We start from the raw sequence: 14,796 nt of genomic DNA, 5'->3' as shown, positions 1-14,796 counted from the left end.
GCGGCGTGCACGATCCCGAGGGCCCTGGTTCTACTCTCACCGCATGGCTGACATGTTCGATCACTCGCCGCACGTGTGGACCGTCGGGCGCCTGCGTGAGGTGCTCGCGGATGTTCCCGACGAGACACCGATCCACATCGGCGTAGCCGACACGCCGGGTGACTTCGAGGACTACGGCGACTACGTCCTGGTCAACGCGGAGCCCGTGGAGCTCGACGCCGCCAACGCCGAGCCGCAGGTACAGTTCACGCTCTTCGCGGACGCCCAGGCCGGCGTCTACTACCCCGCCCCCGACTGACCGGCACGTGGCCCGCGGGTGGGTCCCTGCTTCAGGGCGGCCTGCGGGTACAGCCCCAGCCGCCGCGGGTCATCTCCGATCAGACGGACGGTCGGGCATGATCTCCCGGACCTCTTGCGCACAGCGGCACGCGGCAGCGATCTTGGCGGCCCACTCCAGCGCGTCCTCACGTGAGGGCACATCGATGATCGAGAACCCGCCGAGCACCGCCTTGGTCTCCGGGTACGGGCCATGCGCAACGGTCCCGTCGGTCGACACGATGTTCGCCCGCTGCCTTTCCAGTCCACCGCCGAAGACCCACACACCGGCCTCCTGAGCCTGGCGCACCACCTCGTGCGAGGCCTCGGCAACCTCGGGCAACTCCTCCTCGGGGAAGGTCATCGCGCCGTCATCGAACGAGATCAGGTACCGCGTCATACATGGCTCCCTTGACCGGTGGCCTCACTCGGCCGCCTCTCACCCTACGACGAACGCCTCCCTTCACAACCGACAATCGCCCCGACTTCCGGAACACGCCCCACAGCCTGGCGGCGTGCTGAACACGCACGTGTACCACCGTTGACGTCCCCGGTGTTCACCCCTCCGGCGCCGAAGAAACCCGACGTAGCGAGTAGTCCCGCTGGTGTCACGGGGCGTCAGGCACGGTGCGACGCAGGGGGGAATGAGCGCGGTGGCCGGCCGGCCGAGTATGCGTCGGCCCGTCCTGAAGGTCGTCCGGGCGTTCAGTCATCGGCGATCTGCAGGGCCAGTGCGAAGTACTCACCATCGGTGCCTGCGAGCAGACTGTCGAACAATGGGATGAGTCTATTCACCGCACCACCCTCGACATCGTGGTTGGTCCACCAACTGCCCTCCGGCCCGAGGGTGGCCACCACCCGGGCCGCAGCGCGCTCGGCGGTCTCGAGGGGCAGGTGCCTGTGGCTCGGCCAGACCAGGTCGACCGCCGCAACCTGAGCCAGGAACGAGGCGGCCTCGTGCGTCTCCACCGGCTCCAGAGAGGCGCAGATCTGAGGCACGAAAGGCGCGGTGTACCCGGGCAGGAAGCGCTGCCAGGCCTCGTCCGCCGCGACCGCCGACAGCAGCGTGCGGATCCGGGCCGCCAGCTCCGGCAGGTCGGGATCCGGCTCGGTGAACCGCCCGGCCGCCACGAACACCCTCGTGGGCACGGACAGCTCTGCCATGCCGGCCCGCAACTCGGCCAGGACCCCGATGGACATCACGGCGTGATTCTGCCGTACGGGTGACTGAGCCGCCTCATCCGACCCCGCCGCAGAGGGCGCGGTCCACCAGCCCGCGGACGGCTCGTTCGGCCGCGAGCCGCTGCTCGTCGCCGCCGGTGCCGTTGGCGACGACGACCACAGAGCGGCGCCGGTCCGCGGTGAAGCCGGTGCGCACCGTGAACCCCTCCAGGTCCCCTCCGTGGCCCCAGGTGTCACCGCCGCAGGTCAGCGGCTGCTGCATCAGCCCCAGGCCGTACCGCAGGCCGGGGAACCCCACCTCGAAGTCCTCGCCGACGGACACGGTCCTGCGCATCTCCGCGAGCTGGGCGGTAGGCAGCAGGCGCCCGCCGAGCAGTGCGGTGAAGAAGCGGTCCACGTCTCGTTCGGTGCTGACGAGGGCAGCGCCCGCGCCCGCCGAGGAGACGTTCCTGGCCGTGGTGTCGGTCCAGGTGACCGAGCCCGGGAACCGGTGGTAGGTGTGTGCGTGAGGGGGCTTCAGATACGGGTCGTCGCCGGGGGCATAGGTGCCGGTGAGGCCGAGTGGAAGGATGATGCGGTCGCGCACCTCCACGGCCCAGGGCCGCCCGGTGACCCTTTCGATGATCATCCCGGCGAGCAGGTAGCCGGGATTGGAGTAGTTCCAGTCGGGCTCGGGGTCATCGGCCGGTGCGGGCGGGAAATCGGGCCGGTGGCGCACCGCGCCGGCGACCAGCTGCTCGGGGTCCCAGTGGTCGAATCGTGTCCGCTCGAAGTCGGCCGCCGTGTTGCCGGTGTCCTCCTCGGGGCCGTAGTTGTGCAGGCCACTGGTGTGCTGCAGGAGATTCCTGACGGTGATACGGCTGCCGTCGTTGCCATTGCCGCTCACCACACCCGGCAGCCGGCGTTCGACGGTGTCGTCCAACGACAGGCGCCCCTCGGCGACGAGTTGCAGCACCACGGTGGCCACGAACGTCTTGGTCACGCTGCCGATCCTGAACGCCACACCACGCGGCACGGGGCGGCCGGTGTGCAGCTCGGCCTCACCCGCTCGGGCCCGTACAGTACGGGCGCCGTCGCGCACCCGCACCGTGATGCCGACGAACCGGCCCTCCGCAAGGACACGCGCCGTCTCGCGTTGCAGCTGCCGTAAGGTCAGGCGGTCTTCCGTGGACGCCGGGTGGGAGGCGGACGCGGCACCCGGCACGAGAGTGGTCGACGCAACTGCGGTAACGAGCACAACGGCGGTGGTGAGCCGGGCCCGCGAGGTCTTCACTGGTGCCTTCATGCCCTCACACTCTGCCGGGGCGGGCGGGCCTCGCCCATGGCGGCAGCCTCCGGAACGGCGGTGGGATACCTCCAGGGCGCGGGTAGGGCCGGCCTGCAAGGGAGTTCGGGACGGGCGAACCCCGCGTCGACCCCGGACACGGTCCGTCCGGCCGGCTCGACCGGGCCGGGTACCGCATCCGTCGGTGTCACCACGTCAGCCTCGAGCACACCCGGCTCGGCAACTGCCCTGCCCCCCGGGACCGCGCCGACGCCGCGTCGCAACCCCCGAGACTTCCAACCCACGCTGTGACAGGGGTCACGACGATGAGAAAACCTGCGGTGCGTGCCGGGCGTCTAGCAGGTGTGAGATCAGTCAGGAAGGTATCGGGCGAGTTGGACGAGGAGCGTCTCGTCCGGCTGGTGGCCAAGGGCGACCGTGCCGCGTTCGAAGAGCTGTACCGGCGCACCGCGCCGTGGATGGCGGTGCGACTGCGCCGCCGTTGCGCGGATGAGCAGATCGTCGCCGAGGTGATGCAGGAGACGTATCTCGCGGTGTGGCGGGCGGCGGACGCGTTCGCCGGGACGGTGGCCGGCGGGACGGCGGTCGGATGGCTGTGGACGATCGCGGCACGCCGCCTCGTCGACGCGTTCCGGCGCAGGGCCCACCACGCGGAGCCGCCGCCCGCGGCGGCCTCACAGCCACTGGCGCCCGCCGCGGAGGAGGAGGCGCTCGCAGCGACCGTCGGAGGTGACGTCGGAGACGCATTGCGACGCCTCGCGCCGGAGCTCAGACAAGTACTGCAGGCCATGGTGCTCGACGGACTGTCCGTCCGGGAGACCGCGGTCCTGCTCGGACTGCCCGAGGGGACGGTCAAGACCCGTGCCCGCCGGGCCCGGATCGCGATGCGGGAGGCGCTGTCATGAGTGGGGAACACGCGTCGAAGCGGATCATCGACCGTTATGCGCGCGGCGACACGGACATCGCCGCCGACGAGTTGTGGGCCCTGGAGGCCCATCTGGAAGCGTGCGGACTGTGCCGTGACCGGCTGTCCTCCGCTGTCACGGCCGAGGGTCCCGCCGTCGCGGCGCTGGTCGACACCGTATGGTCCGGCCTCGAACCCCACCTGGCTGCCGCGGCGCCGCAACAACGACGCAGGCCGGCGTGGCTGTCGAGGTGGGTGACACCCGCGATGATGCCGTGGCTGGCCATGGCTGTCAGCGTGACGCTCATCGCGCTCCTGCTCGACGTGGCCGGCTCCGGCCCCGGCGACGTGTCGTTCGTGCTGCTCCTCGCCCCGGTCCTGCCCGTACTCGGCGTCGCGGCGTCGTGGTCGCACGGCCTCGACCCGGCGTACGAACTGACGGCGTCCGTCCCCAGGGCCGGGCTCTATCTCGTCCTGCGCCGCACCGCGTCCGTGCTCGCCGTCGTCGTCCCCGCCCTGTGGGTGAGTGGATGGTTCACGGGAGTGACGGCCGCTCAGTGGCTGCTTCCCTGCCTGGCCTTCACCTCCGCGACCCTGGCACTCGGCGGCATCGTCGGCGTGACCCGGGCCGCCGTCGCACTGGTCGGTGCGTGGGCCGCCGTGATCGTGGCGCCGACGCTGGCCGCCGGCCGAACCCCGGTCGTCCTGCAGACAGCCGGGCTGCCCGTATGGGCACTGATCCTCGGGCTCGGCATCGGAATCGTTGTCGCCCGCCGGGGCGCCTACTCGGTACTGGGAGCGCATCGTTGACCACCGGAAAGGAACACCACATGATGCGCGCGGTGAGCGCGGCCGAGATCGCACCGACTGCCTACGCCTGGGAGATCCGGGCCACTGGGCTGAAGGTCCGAGTCGGCAGGAAGCGGATGGCCGTCGACGGGCTCGACCTGTCGCTGGGAACCGGCGTACACGGCCTCCTCGGACCCAACGGGGCGGGCAAGACCACCCTCATCCGGGCACTGGCCACAGTCCTGCGCCCCACCGAGGGCACGCTGGAAATGCTCGGCGAGACCGTGGGCGGCGTGGGCGAGCATCGTTCGCTGCGCCGCCGGATCGGCTACCTGCCGCAGGAGTTCGGCTACTACAAGCGTTTCACCGTGCGCGAGTTCGTCGAGTACATGGCCTGGCTGAAGGAGGTGCCCAAGGCCGACATCCCCGCCGCGGTGCAGCGTGCCGTGGAACGCGTCGGGATGGCGGACCGCGCCGACGACCGGATGAAGGCCCTGTCGGGCGGCATGGTGCGACGGGTCGGCATCGCCCAGGCCATCGTCAACGACCCGACGATCCTGCTCCTGGACGAACCGACCGTCGGCCTGGACCCGACGCAGCGGTTGCGCTTCCGCGAGCTGCTGCAGGAGTTGGGCAAGGACACCTGCGTCGTGGTCTCCACCCACTTGGTGGAGGATGTCGCCGCCGCCTGCACCGGCGTGGTGCTGTTCGCCGAGGGACGGCTGGTCTTCCAGGGTCCACCGGACGAACTGGCCTCGGTCGGCGGCCCCGAGCATGTGGGCGACAGTCCGCTGGAACGCGGCTACTCGGCGATGCTGCTCAACCCCGCGCAGGGAAGGAACGCCTGGTGAACACCCGTGTCCTGCGCATCGAGTTGAGGCGTTCGGTCGCCCCGTGGGCCGGTGTGGTGCTCCTGACTGCCACGCTCGCGTTCCTGTACTTGCTTCCCGGCCTGTGGTGGAGCGGCACCGTTCGGTGGACGGCCCAGTGGACGTCCATGGCCATGTGGACCCGTTCACTGCTCGTCCTGCTGTGGCCGCTCGTCGTCGGACTGGGGGCACTTCAGGGGCTGCGTGAGAACCGGTCCAGGATGTCCGAACTGCTGGCCAGCACGCCGCGGCCCGCCCGGCACCGCGCCGCCACCCTGGCGGGCGCGATGTCACTCGCCACCGTCTCGGCCTTCGCGTTCGTCGTGCTCCTGGGTGCGGCCCAGGTGCTGGCCGACGCCGAGTACGCGCACCTCGGATGGCTGCCGATCTCGCTGGTGGGAGTGTTCTCCCTCGCCGCGGGGGCCCTGCTGGGCATGGGGGTCGGGCGCGCCCTGCCGTCCGCGCTCACCCCGCCGGTGATGGCTGTGGGTGCCTTTGTCTTCACCAACGTCCTGCGCGCGGCGAACGAACCGGCAGTGCCGGAGCCCGCCGTGCCGAACCGCCTCTCGCTGCTGTCACCTTCCGTGGCGCAGGTGCGCGAAGTGCTCCTCACTCTCTCCCCCTCCGTACACGTCGGGCAGACGGTGTGGCTGCTCGGCGTGGCCGCAACGGGCTTCGCACTGCTGGTCGCCTCGACCGCCCGCACCCGGCTGCTCGCCCCGTCCCCCGTCCTGGCGGGCGCCGCGATCGCCCTGCTCGTCCTCCCTTCCGATCCTCGCCGGACGTACGTCGTCGACGAAGCGGCAGCGGCGATGGTGTGCGAAGGCCCGGTTTGCGTGACGAGACTGCACCAGGCACGACTCGCCGACCTCGCAGGTCCCGGACGGAAGACACTGCGCCTGCTCCGAGACACCTTGGGCAGCCAGGCGCCGGACTCCATCCGTGAGAGCACCGCCCCACGGGAGCAGGGCGGCATGCCGGAACGGTCTCGCACGGCGGTGCTCGTCGACTTCGACGACAAGATGATCGCCTCCGCGACGGGAGAGGACCTGACCCGGGCCCTGCTTGCCCAGGGCATGGCACCGATTTGCAACGCGCGCAGCGACAGGGAGAGTGGCCAGATGTACGAGATCGCCACACAGAGCATCGCTGCGGGCTGGGTCCTCGGAGGCCTCAAGCCGCTCGGCGGTACGGTCCATCCCGTTTCGGACCAGCTCGAACTCGCCGAACCCGTGTGGAAGAAGCTCACTGCGCTGCCGCGTGCCGAACAGCTCTCGCGGATCAACGCGATGCACGCGGCTGCGCTCTCCTGCAAGGGTGATGCGTTCTCCGAACTGTCCGGCGGTGTGTCCCAGTGAGGTGGCTGACGCTGTACGCGCGCTCGCGCCAGGTGCCTGCGTCGCTCGCCGTGGTGGTGATCAGCGCGCTGACGGTGGTGGCCCTCGCACAGGGCGGCCACGGGGGCCCCGGTGATCCGCAGTTGTCGGTGCTCGGCCTCACCGCGGGCGCGACGGCCGCCTCGATGGGACTCGGAGGACAGGACCCTGCGCTCGACCGGACGGCAGCCATCCGATGGGTGCCCCGCAGGGCAGCGCACGTCCTGCTGATCGGCACGGTCGTCTGCGCGGCGCTGTTGGCGGTGCAGAGTATGGGCGACGACGTGGCCACTACCGCGTTCATCGTCCGCGACAGCGCAGGGATGATGGGCCTTGTCGCCCTCGGAGCGGCAATATGCGGGGCGCAGTTGGCGTGGACGCTGCCGATCGGCTGGATGGCGTTCTCGCTCTTCGCCCCCTCCCCCACGAGTCCTCCGTTGGAAGTGGCGAGCTGGATGCTGCTGCCGCCCGGTACGGCGACGGGCACCTGGACGGCCGTGGTTCTCGCGGTCGCCGGCACCGCGGCCTACGCGATCGCCGGACCGAGACGGTAGCCGGGCGCCCCGCTGAGCGAACCTCGCAGTCTTCCACGACCTGCCCGTTCCGCGGTCGTGCCACCCGGTGTACCCAGGGGCCCGGTTGGGGCATTCGGCGCCAGTTCAAGCGTTCGCCGGAGAGACCCGAAGAGGGTTCAACCCCTGAGCCGGCGTCCCGTTGATCCGAGTGCCTCACCGAGGAGGCGCACGGCCTTCGGGCCGACTCCGTGCATCGCGAGCAATTCGGCCTCGGTTCGCTCCGCGACCTGGTCGAGACTGGTGATACCGGCGCTGAGGAGTGCGCTCGTGGCCGGTCTTCCGATGCTCTTGGGCAGGTCACCGACACCACCGGCGGTCGCGGCGTCCGCGGCGGCCATCTGCGCCGCGAGCCGCTTCGGCGCGCGCCACAGCCAGGCACGACGCACCCAGTGGTTGAGCTGCTGACCGTCCATGTCCTCGAGTGCCACACGTACGCCGACGGAGCTGGCGCCGCGGGTCGCCCGCACAGCTGCCGGGTGCGCGGCGAGGACTTCGTCCGCCTCCTCCGAGGGGAGGTGCAGCTGCACGCGTTTGTCCTTGTCCACCGAGGCAAAGGGTTTGTCGCGCACGGAGAAGGAGACCGAGCCCGAGCGGGTGGCTTGCTCGGCAGTCTCGGGGAGGGACAGCGCAGTCCTGCGGAGCTGGGCACGAGTCGTCACGACTCCACCTTCGCATGGAGCGGGACCGGTGGCCGGGGTCGCTTCCGTGATCGGAAACGGCTCGACGCGTTCCCCCCACCGGACCGCGCAGTCCGGCAGGGGCTCGCCGACGAGTCTCCGGCGGGCCCCCTTCGGCCATGCAGTGGGAGTGCTCGGTCAGGGACGGTGGCTGACGTAATAGCCCGCGAGCTGCTCCCGGTAGCGCGGGTCGGTGAGGTGCCTGTCCTTGTCGAACTCGGGGGCGTTCTTGATCTGGTCCTTGCTTCGGTCGATGTGGACCGTCTCGGTGTCCGGGTCGATGCGCGAGATGGTGCCGGCCGGAAGCAGGACGTCCTTGCCGAAGATCCAGATGCCGGTGTCCACGACGAGGCAGGCGGAACCGACATCGTCGGAATGCTTGTCCACCTTGCCGATGCTGCCATCGGTCGCTTCGACCTTGTAGCCGACCAGACTGACCCCTTCAGCATGACCGGCGGTTGTCGAATAGCCCCACATGTTGCTCATGGAAATACGACTCCTTGATCGGGCCTGAACTCGGTAACAGCACCGGGGATGGGCTGCCGTCCCGTGGTTCGCCTGCCCGCATTCGCGCGGCGGAACCACGGTGGCGCGGGCCCCGGCCTGCGCCACCGGCGCCGCCCCACCGCCTGCACCGTCCTGATCGGCTCGCACGGCCTGATGCGAGCCGGGTGGGCAGGCACCGAGCGATCGCCGGCACTGCGGCAGCAGGAATGAGGCCCATGCCGTCCGGACGATGAACCTGGCCCGCCCGTTGGCCGACGTCAGTCCAGGCGTGCGGCCAGGAGAGCGATGTCGTCGTCCTTGTCCTGGCCGAAGTTCTCCAGGAGTGCGTCACACAGGGCGTCCAGGTCGGCGGGTCCGGTGCCGGCGGCGACACGGAACGCCTCGAGACTGTTGTCGAGGTCCTCACTGCGCACCTCGACAAGACCGTCGGTGATGAGCACGATCCGGGTGCCCTGCGGGGTGCTGACGGTGGTGGCCGGCGGGTGGGGAAGCCCCAGGCCCAGGAGCGGGCCGTGCTGCTGGAGGTACCGGGTGTGGCCGTCGTCGCCGAGCAACAGGGGAGGCATGTGCCCCGCGTTGGCCACATGAGCGTGGCGCCGGTCGTTGTCGATGAGGACGAGGCAGACCGTGACGGTCAGACCGGGGCGGGTGTGCGCAAGGAGTGCTTCGAGTCGTTCGAGAATGCGGTGCGGGGGGTGGGCTTCCAGTGCGTATGCGCGCAGCGCGTGGCGGATTTCCCCCATGACGGTCGCTGCGACCAGTGAATGTCCGACCACGTCTCCGATGGCGAGGAGCAGGCCTTGCGGCGAGCTGAGGGCCTCGTAGAAGTCACCGCCGATCTCCGCGTGGGCGGAGGCGGGAAGGTAGCGGACAGCGAGTTTCGTACCCGCGACCTGCGGCAACCGGTCGGGCAGGAACGTCTTCTGGAGGGCGAGGTTGAGACTGTGCTCCTCGTTGTAACTGCGCAGCGCTTCGAGGGAGAGGGCGCAGGCGCCGGCCAGCTGGCGGAGCAGTTCGCGGTCGTCGTCGCCACCGGCGGTGTGATCGGGGACGGCGATGCAGATCGGGGGTCTGCCGCGTTTGGTGCGGGCCACGGCCATGACGATGTCGCTCTTGATGTGGTCGCGGGGCAGGAGTGCCTGCCACTGTGCCCGCGGCACCAGGGTGACTTCGGCTCCCGTTCCGGTGCCCAGTGCGTGCGAGGCCAGCTGGTCCAGCAGTTCGGCGCGTACGGGCAGCGAGCGGGGAATGCTCTTGGGGCCGCCGGTCATGGTGTGGACCGCCTGGCCTTCGGGGCTGAGGAACAGCGCCGTGGCGGGTGCGGCCATGAGGTCGGCCGCCCCGTTGGCGGCCGCGGCGGCGAACGAATGGAAGCCGATGGCCCGGTAGACCTCCAGTGTTGCCCGGTTGAGGGTGGTCAGCTGCCGTGCGAGGTGTTCGGCACGGCGGCGGGCGCGCGTGTAGCGCAGGGCCGCAGTGACGGTCGCCAGTAGTTCGTCGGGGTCGACGGGCTGATCGAGGTAGGCGTCCGCGCCACGTTGCAGGCCCTCGGTGTGGTCGTCCGGGGTGATGAACGAGGCCGAGATGTGGATGACCGGCATCCCGGCGGTCCTCGGGTTGCGTTTGATCCGTTCGCAGGCCTCGAAGCCGCTCATGTCCGGCAGGCGCACATCGATGATGGCCGCTTCCGGCAGAGCCCCGGCGGTGGCCAGCACGGCCAGGCCTTCGGCTCCGTCGCTCGCCTCCAGGACGGTGTGGCCGGCGCGGGTGAGCCAGGAGGAGAGGATGTAGCGGTTGGTCGCGTCGTCGTCGATCACCAGGATGAGGGCGGGGACGCTGTCCCGCAGCAGGGCCTCGGTCACGAGTCGGCCTCCTGTTTCTCACTGGCCGGGGTCGAGGGGGTGGGCGTCGGTCCGGGCGGCAGTGTCACCCGGATCCGGGTACCGGTGCCCGGAAGGCTCGTGAGGGTGAGCGAACCGCCCAGGAGTTCCGTGAGGGTGCGTGCGTAGGGCAGTCCGAGACCCGATCCCCGGTGTTCTCGTTGGTGGGGTCCGGGGACCTGGTAGAACTCCTCGAAAACACGGCTGAGTTCGTGTTCGGGTATTCCCACGCCGGTGTCACTGACGGTGAAGGTGGTCCGGGCGTCCACGCCCATGCCGTCCTGGGTGACGGTCAGGCGCACTTCGCCCTTCTCCGTGAACTTCAGTGCGTTGGACAGCAGGTTGCGCAGGATCCGGGTCAGGAGGACTTCATCGGTGATGACACGGGGCAGCGTGAGAGGGTCGGGCGTCAGAAGACTCACGTCCGGTGACAGGTAGGTACTGCGCAGCACACCGGTGAGCTGCGCGATGAGCATACGGAGATCGACGTCTGTCCAGCTGATGCCGAGCTGCCCCGACTCGGCCTGCGCGACGTCGAGAAGGTCGTTGACCAGGGCCAGGAGAGTGTGACCCGAGGAGGCGATGAGGGAGATCTGCCGGCGCTGTTCGATGTCGAGCGGTGCGGATCCGGGGGCGGTCAGCAGCCGCGAAAGAGCGACGACGGCGTTGACGGGAGACCGCAGTTCGTGGCTGACGGTGTTCCACAGACGGACCTTGGCCTCGCTGCTCTCGCGCAGCTGACGGGATTTTTCATCGAGTTCCGTGTGCAGAGCGACGACACCGCTGTTGGTCTGCTCGAGCTCCCTCGACAGCTCGGTGTAGAGCGCGAGCACGCCCTGGTTGGTCTCTTCCAGTTCCTCGTTGAGGCGGCGCAGTTCCTCGCGCTGGGCGCGGGTCTCCTCCAAAGTGGCGATCAGGTCGCGGGTCTGGGAGCGCAGGTCGTCGGTGAGGGTGGCGGAGGTGTGGCGGCGCAGCGCGTCGCGCACCGTGCGGTACGCGGCAGGATCAACGGCACCATCCATCGGTACGGGCTGCTCGACGGTGATGGTGTTCCGCAGGCCGTCGTGCTCGTAGCGCGCACGGTGCACCAGTCGGGAAGCCAGAGCCAGCGATTCAGCGGTGGGCGCCGTGTCCCCGGTCCATTCGAAGGTGACGACGAGCGCGTGGTGCGGCTCGGTGCGCAGGGTGAACGTCGCGGTGAGCCGGTCGCATCCGATGCGGTCGCGGCCCAGCTCGCTGAGAGCTGTCGCCAGGCGTACCTGGTCCTGACGCTCCAGGCCCAGCGCCTCGGCGGCACTCCGGGCACTGCGGCGCAGGGCGAAGACGTCCTGCTCTGTCGCGAGATCCAGCACCGTCAGGGGCTGGTTCGCGGGTTCCGGCGACGTCACCATGCCCCCTTGACGACCACGATCCCGGCGTCGTCGCGTCGTACGGCCGCTTCGCGCAGCAACTGCCCGGCCATCACCGCGGGTGTGTGCTGGAGCAGACCCGGCATGTCCGACGGACTCCAGCGTTCGCTGAGCCCGTCGGAGTGCATGACCAGTGCACCGTCTTCCGGGAGCGGGTATTCGAAGGTGCGCAGGCTGCGCATCTGGTGGCCCACGATGCCCGGGGCGGACAGCAGGCCGGTACGCCTGTCGGGTCCGACGAGGAAGCCGCTGACGTTGCCGATTCCGCAGTACAGCAGACGGCGCTCCGCCGGCTCCACACGGGCGATGGCCACAGCGCCGCCGCGGGTACCGCGCAGCGCCTTGTGCACATCGCCGAGCAGCTCTTCGGGCCGGCGGGCCCGGGACTGCCTGAATGCCTTGACGGCCGCTTCGCCGGCCAGTGCGGCGAGTGGGCCGTGGCCCAGCCCGTCGCACAGCATGACGAGCAGCGCGGGGCTCGTCGACGCGGAGGTGATCTTCTCCCTGGCCGAGCCGCGATGTCCGTCGCCGAGGTCGGCGTGGTGCGGCCCCGGTTCGACACGCACCGACCAGGCGTCGCCGCAGATCGTCTCGCCGCTGATCGGCCGGGTGATCCCGGAGGCAACCGTGGCGCCGCGGGCCGGAAGCGCTGTCGGCGACGCCAGGATGCTGCCTCTCCCCCGGGCCCAGAACTGCGCGGAGACGACGGTGCCCTTGCCGGGCAGGGAGTGGATGTCGAAACGGTCGGCGAGCCGGGCGACGGCGCCGAGCCCGATACCGAGGGTTCCGGCGGTGGAGGCCCCGTCCTTGAGCGCCGCGGTCACGTCGGCCATGCCGGGGCCGGTGTCCACGGTCAGGAATTCCACACCGGCCTCGGCTCCGGCGCGCAGGACACGCAGGAGCAAGGCACCGTCACTGGTGTGCTGGTGCAGATTCGTCGCTGCTTCGGTCACCGCGAGGGCGACTTCCGATGCCCGCTGCGGGTCGAGTCCCACCCTGCGGGCCAGCGTCGCCGCCGCTCCCCGGGCCGCGGAGGGCAGGGTGGGATCGTGGCGGAACCAGGCGATGTCCTCGCAGTCGACCAGTGCGAGGTCCGTCATCGCGCCCACTTGATGATCGTGACGGTGGTGCCGCGTCCTGCCTCGGTGTCGAGGTAGAACTCGTCGACGAGCCTGCGGGCCCCGCTCAGACCGAGGCCGAGGCCCCCTCCGGAGGTCCAGCCGTCGGTGAGCGCGAGGTCGACGTCCGCGATGCCGGGACCGGAGTCCTGGAAGACGGCCGCGACCCCGATGCGATCGTCCCGTTGCACCAGCCCCGCCTGCAGTTCGCCGCCGCCCCCGTAAACCATGGTGTTGCGGGCCAGTTCACTTGCGGCGGTGATGAGCTTCGTCTGATCGACGAGAGACAACTTGGACTGTTGGGCGAGTGTGCGGACCAGCTGACGGGTCCGGACCACATCACCGTTCTGGGCTATCGGATGACTCTGCTGCCCGCCGCTGGCTGCCCACGGCGGGAGGGGGGTCATCGCAGATCCGTGCGGCTGATGGACCGCTGCAGCAGGGCAAGGCCCTTCTCGAGATCGAGCGCGGTCCGCACTCCACCCAGGGACAGTCCGAGTTCCACGAGCGTGATGGCCACGGCCGGGCGCATCCCGACGACAACGGTATCCGCGTCGAGGAGGCGTGAGATCGACGCGATCGTGGCAAGCATCCGGCCGACGAAGGAGTCGACGATCTCGACGGCCGTGATGTCGATGACGACGCCGCGCGCGGACCGCGCGACGATCTGCTCGGCCAGGTCCTCCTGCAGGTTCATGACCGTCTCGTCCTCGAGGTCCACCTGGATGGACACGAGGAGGATGTCGCCGATCCGCAGGACCGGTACGCGTTCGGTCATCGCCGTACGCCCTGGTGAGCAACCAGGTCTACGCCGGACTTCCGCAGCGCGAGCTGGAGGGCGTCCGAGAGCGTGGCCTTGGTGACGATGTCACCGAACTCGATGCCCAGCGCGACGATGGTCTGGGCTATCTGCGGCCGCACACCGGAGACGGTGCACTCGGCTCCCATGAGACGGGCCGCGACGATGGTCTTCAGGAGGTGCTGGGCGACCTGTGTGTCGACGGCCGGGACTCCGGTGATGTCGATGATGGCCTGCTCCGAGCCGGTGTCGACCAGCGCCTGCAGCAGCTTCTCCATCACCACCTGGGTACGGGCGGAGTCCAGCGTCCCGACGAGCGGAACCGCGATGACGCCGTCCCACAGTTTGACGACCGGAGTGGACAGCTCCATCAGCTGATCCGCCTGCGCGCTGATGATGTCCTCGCGCGTGCGGGTGTAGGTCTCGATGGTGAACAGCGAGAGGTCGTCCAGCACTCGGCTCAGCTGAAGGTACGCCTGGGTCCGCTCGGCGCCGCCTTCCTTCAGTGCCGGCTCCAGGACGCGCTTCAGCGCCAGCACGCTGATCGCCGTCTCGCTCGGCGTGGAACCCTGCCGCGCGCGGTTGCGGGACAACTCGGTGAGCAGAGCGCGCACTTCCGACATGCCCTCGGCTGATGCGTCGTGGGCGCCGGACCGGATGGCTTCCAGGAGCGCCGAGTAGAGCTCCCTCAGTTCGCGCGCGATCTCGGCACGGCTGATGCGGCCGGCCAGCGAGGCGACGACGATGCCGATCCACTCTTCCGCGAGCGCCTCGCCATCAGCCTCCAGCAGGCCGACCAGCTCGTTTCTGCTCTCCTGCTGTGCCATTCCGGCAACCCCTTGCAAGCTAAAAAATTGCTATCTGACAAATCTTCTCGAAGAGTACGGCATATCTGGACCTGTCCGGACCCGCAGCCCAGACCTTGACCATGGCCTTGCTCCACGCCGGCCGCCGCCCCGGGCCGACGCCCGGGCGCCGGGGTGTGCCCCTGGCGGGAGTTGGAGCTGGTCACCCGGCAGGGGGCGGAGTGGAGATGCACGGGAATCCGGTGACCAGGGGACCCCGGTCTCAAGGTGAATCGGTGACAGATTCCCCGCAACTGACCCGGGTA

At 69.8% G+C, this 14,796-nt stretch carries 17 protein-coding genes; 6 read left to right on the top strand and 11 right to left on the bottom strand.

The features are described from left to right. Positions 1-43 precede the first annotated feature (43 nt). Positions 44-298, top strand: a complete 255-nt coding sequence (locus tag RPQ07_RS35605) for a DUF6225 family protein (RefSeq protein ID WP_313948394.1) — start codon at positions 44-46, stop codon at positions 296-298. A 69-nt stretch (positions 299-367) separates the two neighbouring features. Here the strand turns inward: RPQ07_RS35605 and RPQ07_RS35600 are convergent, their stop codons facing one another. The 3 genes from RPQ07_RS35600 to RPQ07_RS35590 all read right to left on the bottom strand — a co-directional run bounded on the left by RPQ07_RS35600 (position 368) and on the right by RPQ07_RS35590 (position 2,782). Next, the gene (locus RPQ07_RS35600; protein ID WP_313948393.1) at positions 368-715 is read right to left on the bottom strand and encodes a YciI family protein; all 348 of its coding nucleotides are present in this window, start codon (positions 713-715) and stop codon (positions 368-370) included. A gap of 305 nt (positions 716-1,020) precedes the next feature. Continuing rightward, complete coding sequence (locus tag RPQ07_RS35595; RefSeq protein ID WP_313949131.1) at positions 1,021-1,515, bottom strand: hypothetical protein; 495 nt, start codon at positions 1,513-1,515, stop codon at positions 1,021-1,023. Between the two features lie 37 nt (positions 1,516-1,552). Beyond that, positions 1,553-2,782 carry a serine hydrolase domain-containing protein gene (locus RPQ07_RS35590; protein ID WP_313948392.1) on the bottom strand — a complete coding sequence of 410 codons (1,230 nt, stop codon included), beginning with the start codon at positions 2,780-2,782 and terminating at the stop codon, positions 1,553-1,555. Between the two features lie 401 nt (positions 2,783-3,183). Between RPQ07_RS35590 and RPQ07_RS35585 the strand changes: the two genes are divergently transcribed. The 5 genes from RPQ07_RS35585 to RPQ07_RS35565 are packed head-to-tail and all read left to right on the top strand — an operon-like array spanning position 3,184 to position 7,274. Next, positions 3,184-3,687 (top strand): RNA polymerase sigma factor, encoded by a 504-nt coding sequence (locus RPQ07_RS35585; RefSeq protein WP_313949130.1) that lies wholly within the window; start codon positions 3,184-3,186, stop codon positions 3,685-3,687. Next, entirely contained in the window at positions 3,684-4,496 is an 813-nt protein-coding gene (locus tag RPQ07_RS35580) for a zf-HC2 domain-containing protein (protein WP_313948391.1), read from the top strand. Before RPQ07_RS35585 ends, RPQ07_RS35580 begins: the two co-directional genes overlap by 4 nt. 20 nt (positions 4,497-4,516) lie before the next feature. Beyond that, positions 4,517-5,326 carry an ABC transporter ATP-binding protein gene (locus RPQ07_RS35575; protein ID WP_313948390.1) on the top strand — a complete coding sequence of 270 codons (810 nt, stop codon included), beginning with the start codon at positions 4,517-4,519 and terminating at the stop codon, positions 5,324-5,326. Then, entirely contained in the window at positions 5,323-6,702 is a 1,380-nt protein-coding gene (locus RPQ07_RS35570; RefSeq protein WP_313948389.1) for a hypothetical protein, read from the top strand. Before RPQ07_RS35575 ends, RPQ07_RS35570 begins: the two co-directional genes overlap by 4 nt. Next, positions 6,699-7,274 (top strand): hypothetical protein, encoded by a 576-nt coding sequence (locus RPQ07_RS35565; protein ID WP_313948388.1) that lies wholly within the window; start codon positions 6,699-6,701, stop codon positions 7,272-7,274. The genes RPQ07_RS35570 and RPQ07_RS35565 overlap by 4 nt, the downstream gene beginning before the upstream one ends. Positions 7,275-7,411: 137 nt before the next feature. Here the strand turns inward: RPQ07_RS35565 and RPQ07_RS35560 are convergent, their stop codons facing one another. The 8 genes from RPQ07_RS35560 to RPQ07_RS35525 form a co-directional block, all read right to left on the bottom strand. Beyond that, complete coding sequence (locus RPQ07_RS35560) at positions 7,412-7,954, bottom strand: MmcQ/YjbR family DNA-binding protein (protein ID WP_313948387.1); 543 nt, start codon at positions 7,952-7,954, stop codon at positions 7,412-7,414. Between the two features lie 156 nt (positions 7,955-8,110). Then, entirely contained in the window at positions 8,111-8,458 is a 348-nt protein-coding gene (locus RPQ07_RS35555; protein WP_313948386.1) for a PRC-barrel domain-containing protein, read from the bottom strand. Positions 8,459-8,736: 278 nt separating this feature from the next. Beyond that, positions 8,737-10,341, bottom strand: coding sequence for a SpoIIE family protein phosphatase (locus RPQ07_RS35550; RefSeq protein WP_313948385.1), 1,605 nt, complete (start codon positions 10,339-10,341; stop codon positions 8,737-8,739). Further along, complete coding sequence (locus RPQ07_RS35545; protein ID WP_313948384.1) at positions 10,338-11,750, bottom strand: sensor histidine kinase; 1,413 nt, start codon at positions 11,748-11,750, stop codon at positions 10,338-10,340. The genes RPQ07_RS35550 and RPQ07_RS35545 overlap by 4 nt, the downstream gene beginning before the upstream one ends. After that, positions 11,744-12,868, bottom strand: a complete 1,125-nt coding sequence (locus tag RPQ07_RS35540) for an ATP-binding SpoIIE family protein phosphatase (protein ID WP_313948383.1) — start codon at positions 12,866-12,868, stop codon at positions 11,744-11,746. Before RPQ07_RS35540 ends, RPQ07_RS35545 begins: the two co-directional genes overlap by 7 nt. Further along, the gene (locus RPQ07_RS35535; protein WP_313948382.1) at positions 12,865-13,293 is read right to left on the bottom strand and encodes an ATP-binding protein; all 429 of its coding nucleotides are present in this window, start codon (positions 13,291-13,293) and stop codon (positions 12,865-12,867) included. The genes RPQ07_RS35540 and RPQ07_RS35535 overlap by 4 nt, the downstream gene beginning before the upstream one ends. Further along, complete coding sequence (locus RPQ07_RS35530; protein WP_313948381.1) at positions 13,290-13,664, bottom strand: STAS domain-containing protein; 375 nt, start codon at positions 13,662-13,664, stop codon at positions 13,290-13,292. Before RPQ07_RS35530 ends, RPQ07_RS35535 begins: the two co-directional genes overlap by 4 nt. Further along, positions 13,661-14,512 (bottom strand): STAS domain-containing protein, encoded by an 852-nt coding sequence (locus RPQ07_RS35525; RefSeq protein WP_313948380.1) that lies wholly within the window; start codon positions 14,510-14,512, stop codon positions 13,661-13,663. Before RPQ07_RS35525 ends, RPQ07_RS35530 begins: the two co-directional genes overlap by 4 nt. Between the last annotated feature and the right edge of the window lie 284 nt (positions 14,513-14,796).

The sequence above is a fragment of the Streptomyces sp. AM8-1-1 genome (assembly GCF_032229325.1).
In the GTDB taxonomy this organism is placed as follows: Bacteria; Actinomycetota; Actinomycetes; order Streptomycetales; family Streptomycetaceae; genus Streptomyces; species Streptomyces achmelvichensis.
The sequence above is the reverse complement of the archived record's forward strand: the minus strand, read 5'-3'. Positions and strand labels throughout refer to the sequence as shown.

Bases quoted from the DNA above. Each gene is read 5' to 3' on its own strand.
- RPQ07_RS35605 (WP_313948394.1), top strand. From the start codon at position 44: ATGGCTGACATGTTCGATCACTCGCCGCACGTGTGGACCGTCGGGCGC.
- RPQ07_RS35600 (WP_313948393.1), bottom strand. From the start codon at position 715: ATGACGCGGTACCTGATCTCGTTCGATGACGGCGCGATGACCTTCCCC.
- RPQ07_RS35595 (WP_313949131.1), bottom strand. From the start codon at position 1,515: ATGTCCATCGGGGTCCTGGCCGAGTTGCGGGCCGGCATGGCAGAGCTG.
- RPQ07_RS35590 (WP_313948392.1), bottom strand. From the start codon at position 2,782: ATGAAGGCACCAGTGAAGACCTCGCGGGCCCGGCTCACCACCGCCGTT.
- RPQ07_RS35580 (WP_313948391.1), top strand. From the start codon at position 3,684: ATGAGTGGGGAACACGCGTCGAAGCGGATCATCGACCGTTATGCGCGC.
- RPQ07_RS35575 (WP_313948390.1), top strand. From the start codon at position 4,517: ATGATGCGCGCGGTGAGCGCGGCCGAGATCGCACCGACTGCCTACGCC.
- RPQ07_RS35555 (WP_313948386.1), bottom strand. From the start codon at position 8,458: ATGAGCAACATGTGGGGCTATTCGACAACCGCCGGTCATGCTGAAGGG.
- RPQ07_RS35545 (WP_313948384.1), bottom strand. From the start codon at position 11,750: ATGGTGACGTCGCCGGAACCCGCGAACCAGCCCCTGACGGTGCTGGAT.
- RPQ07_RS35540 (WP_313948383.1), bottom strand. From the start codon at position 12,868: ATGACGGACCTCGCACTGGTCGACTGCGAGGACATCGCCTGGTTCCGC.
- RPQ07_RS35535 (WP_313948382.1), bottom strand. From the start codon at position 13,293: ATGACCCCCCTCCCGCCGTGGGCAGCCAGCGGCGGGCAGCAGAGTCAT.
- RPQ07_RS35530 (WP_313948381.1), bottom strand. From the start codon at position 13,664: ATGACCGAACGCGTACCGGTCCTGCGGATCGGCGACATCCTCCTCGTG.
- RPQ07_RS35525 (WP_313948380.1), bottom strand. From the start codon at position 14,512: ATGGCACAGCAGGAGAGCAGAAACGAGCTGGTCGGCCTGCTGGAGGCT.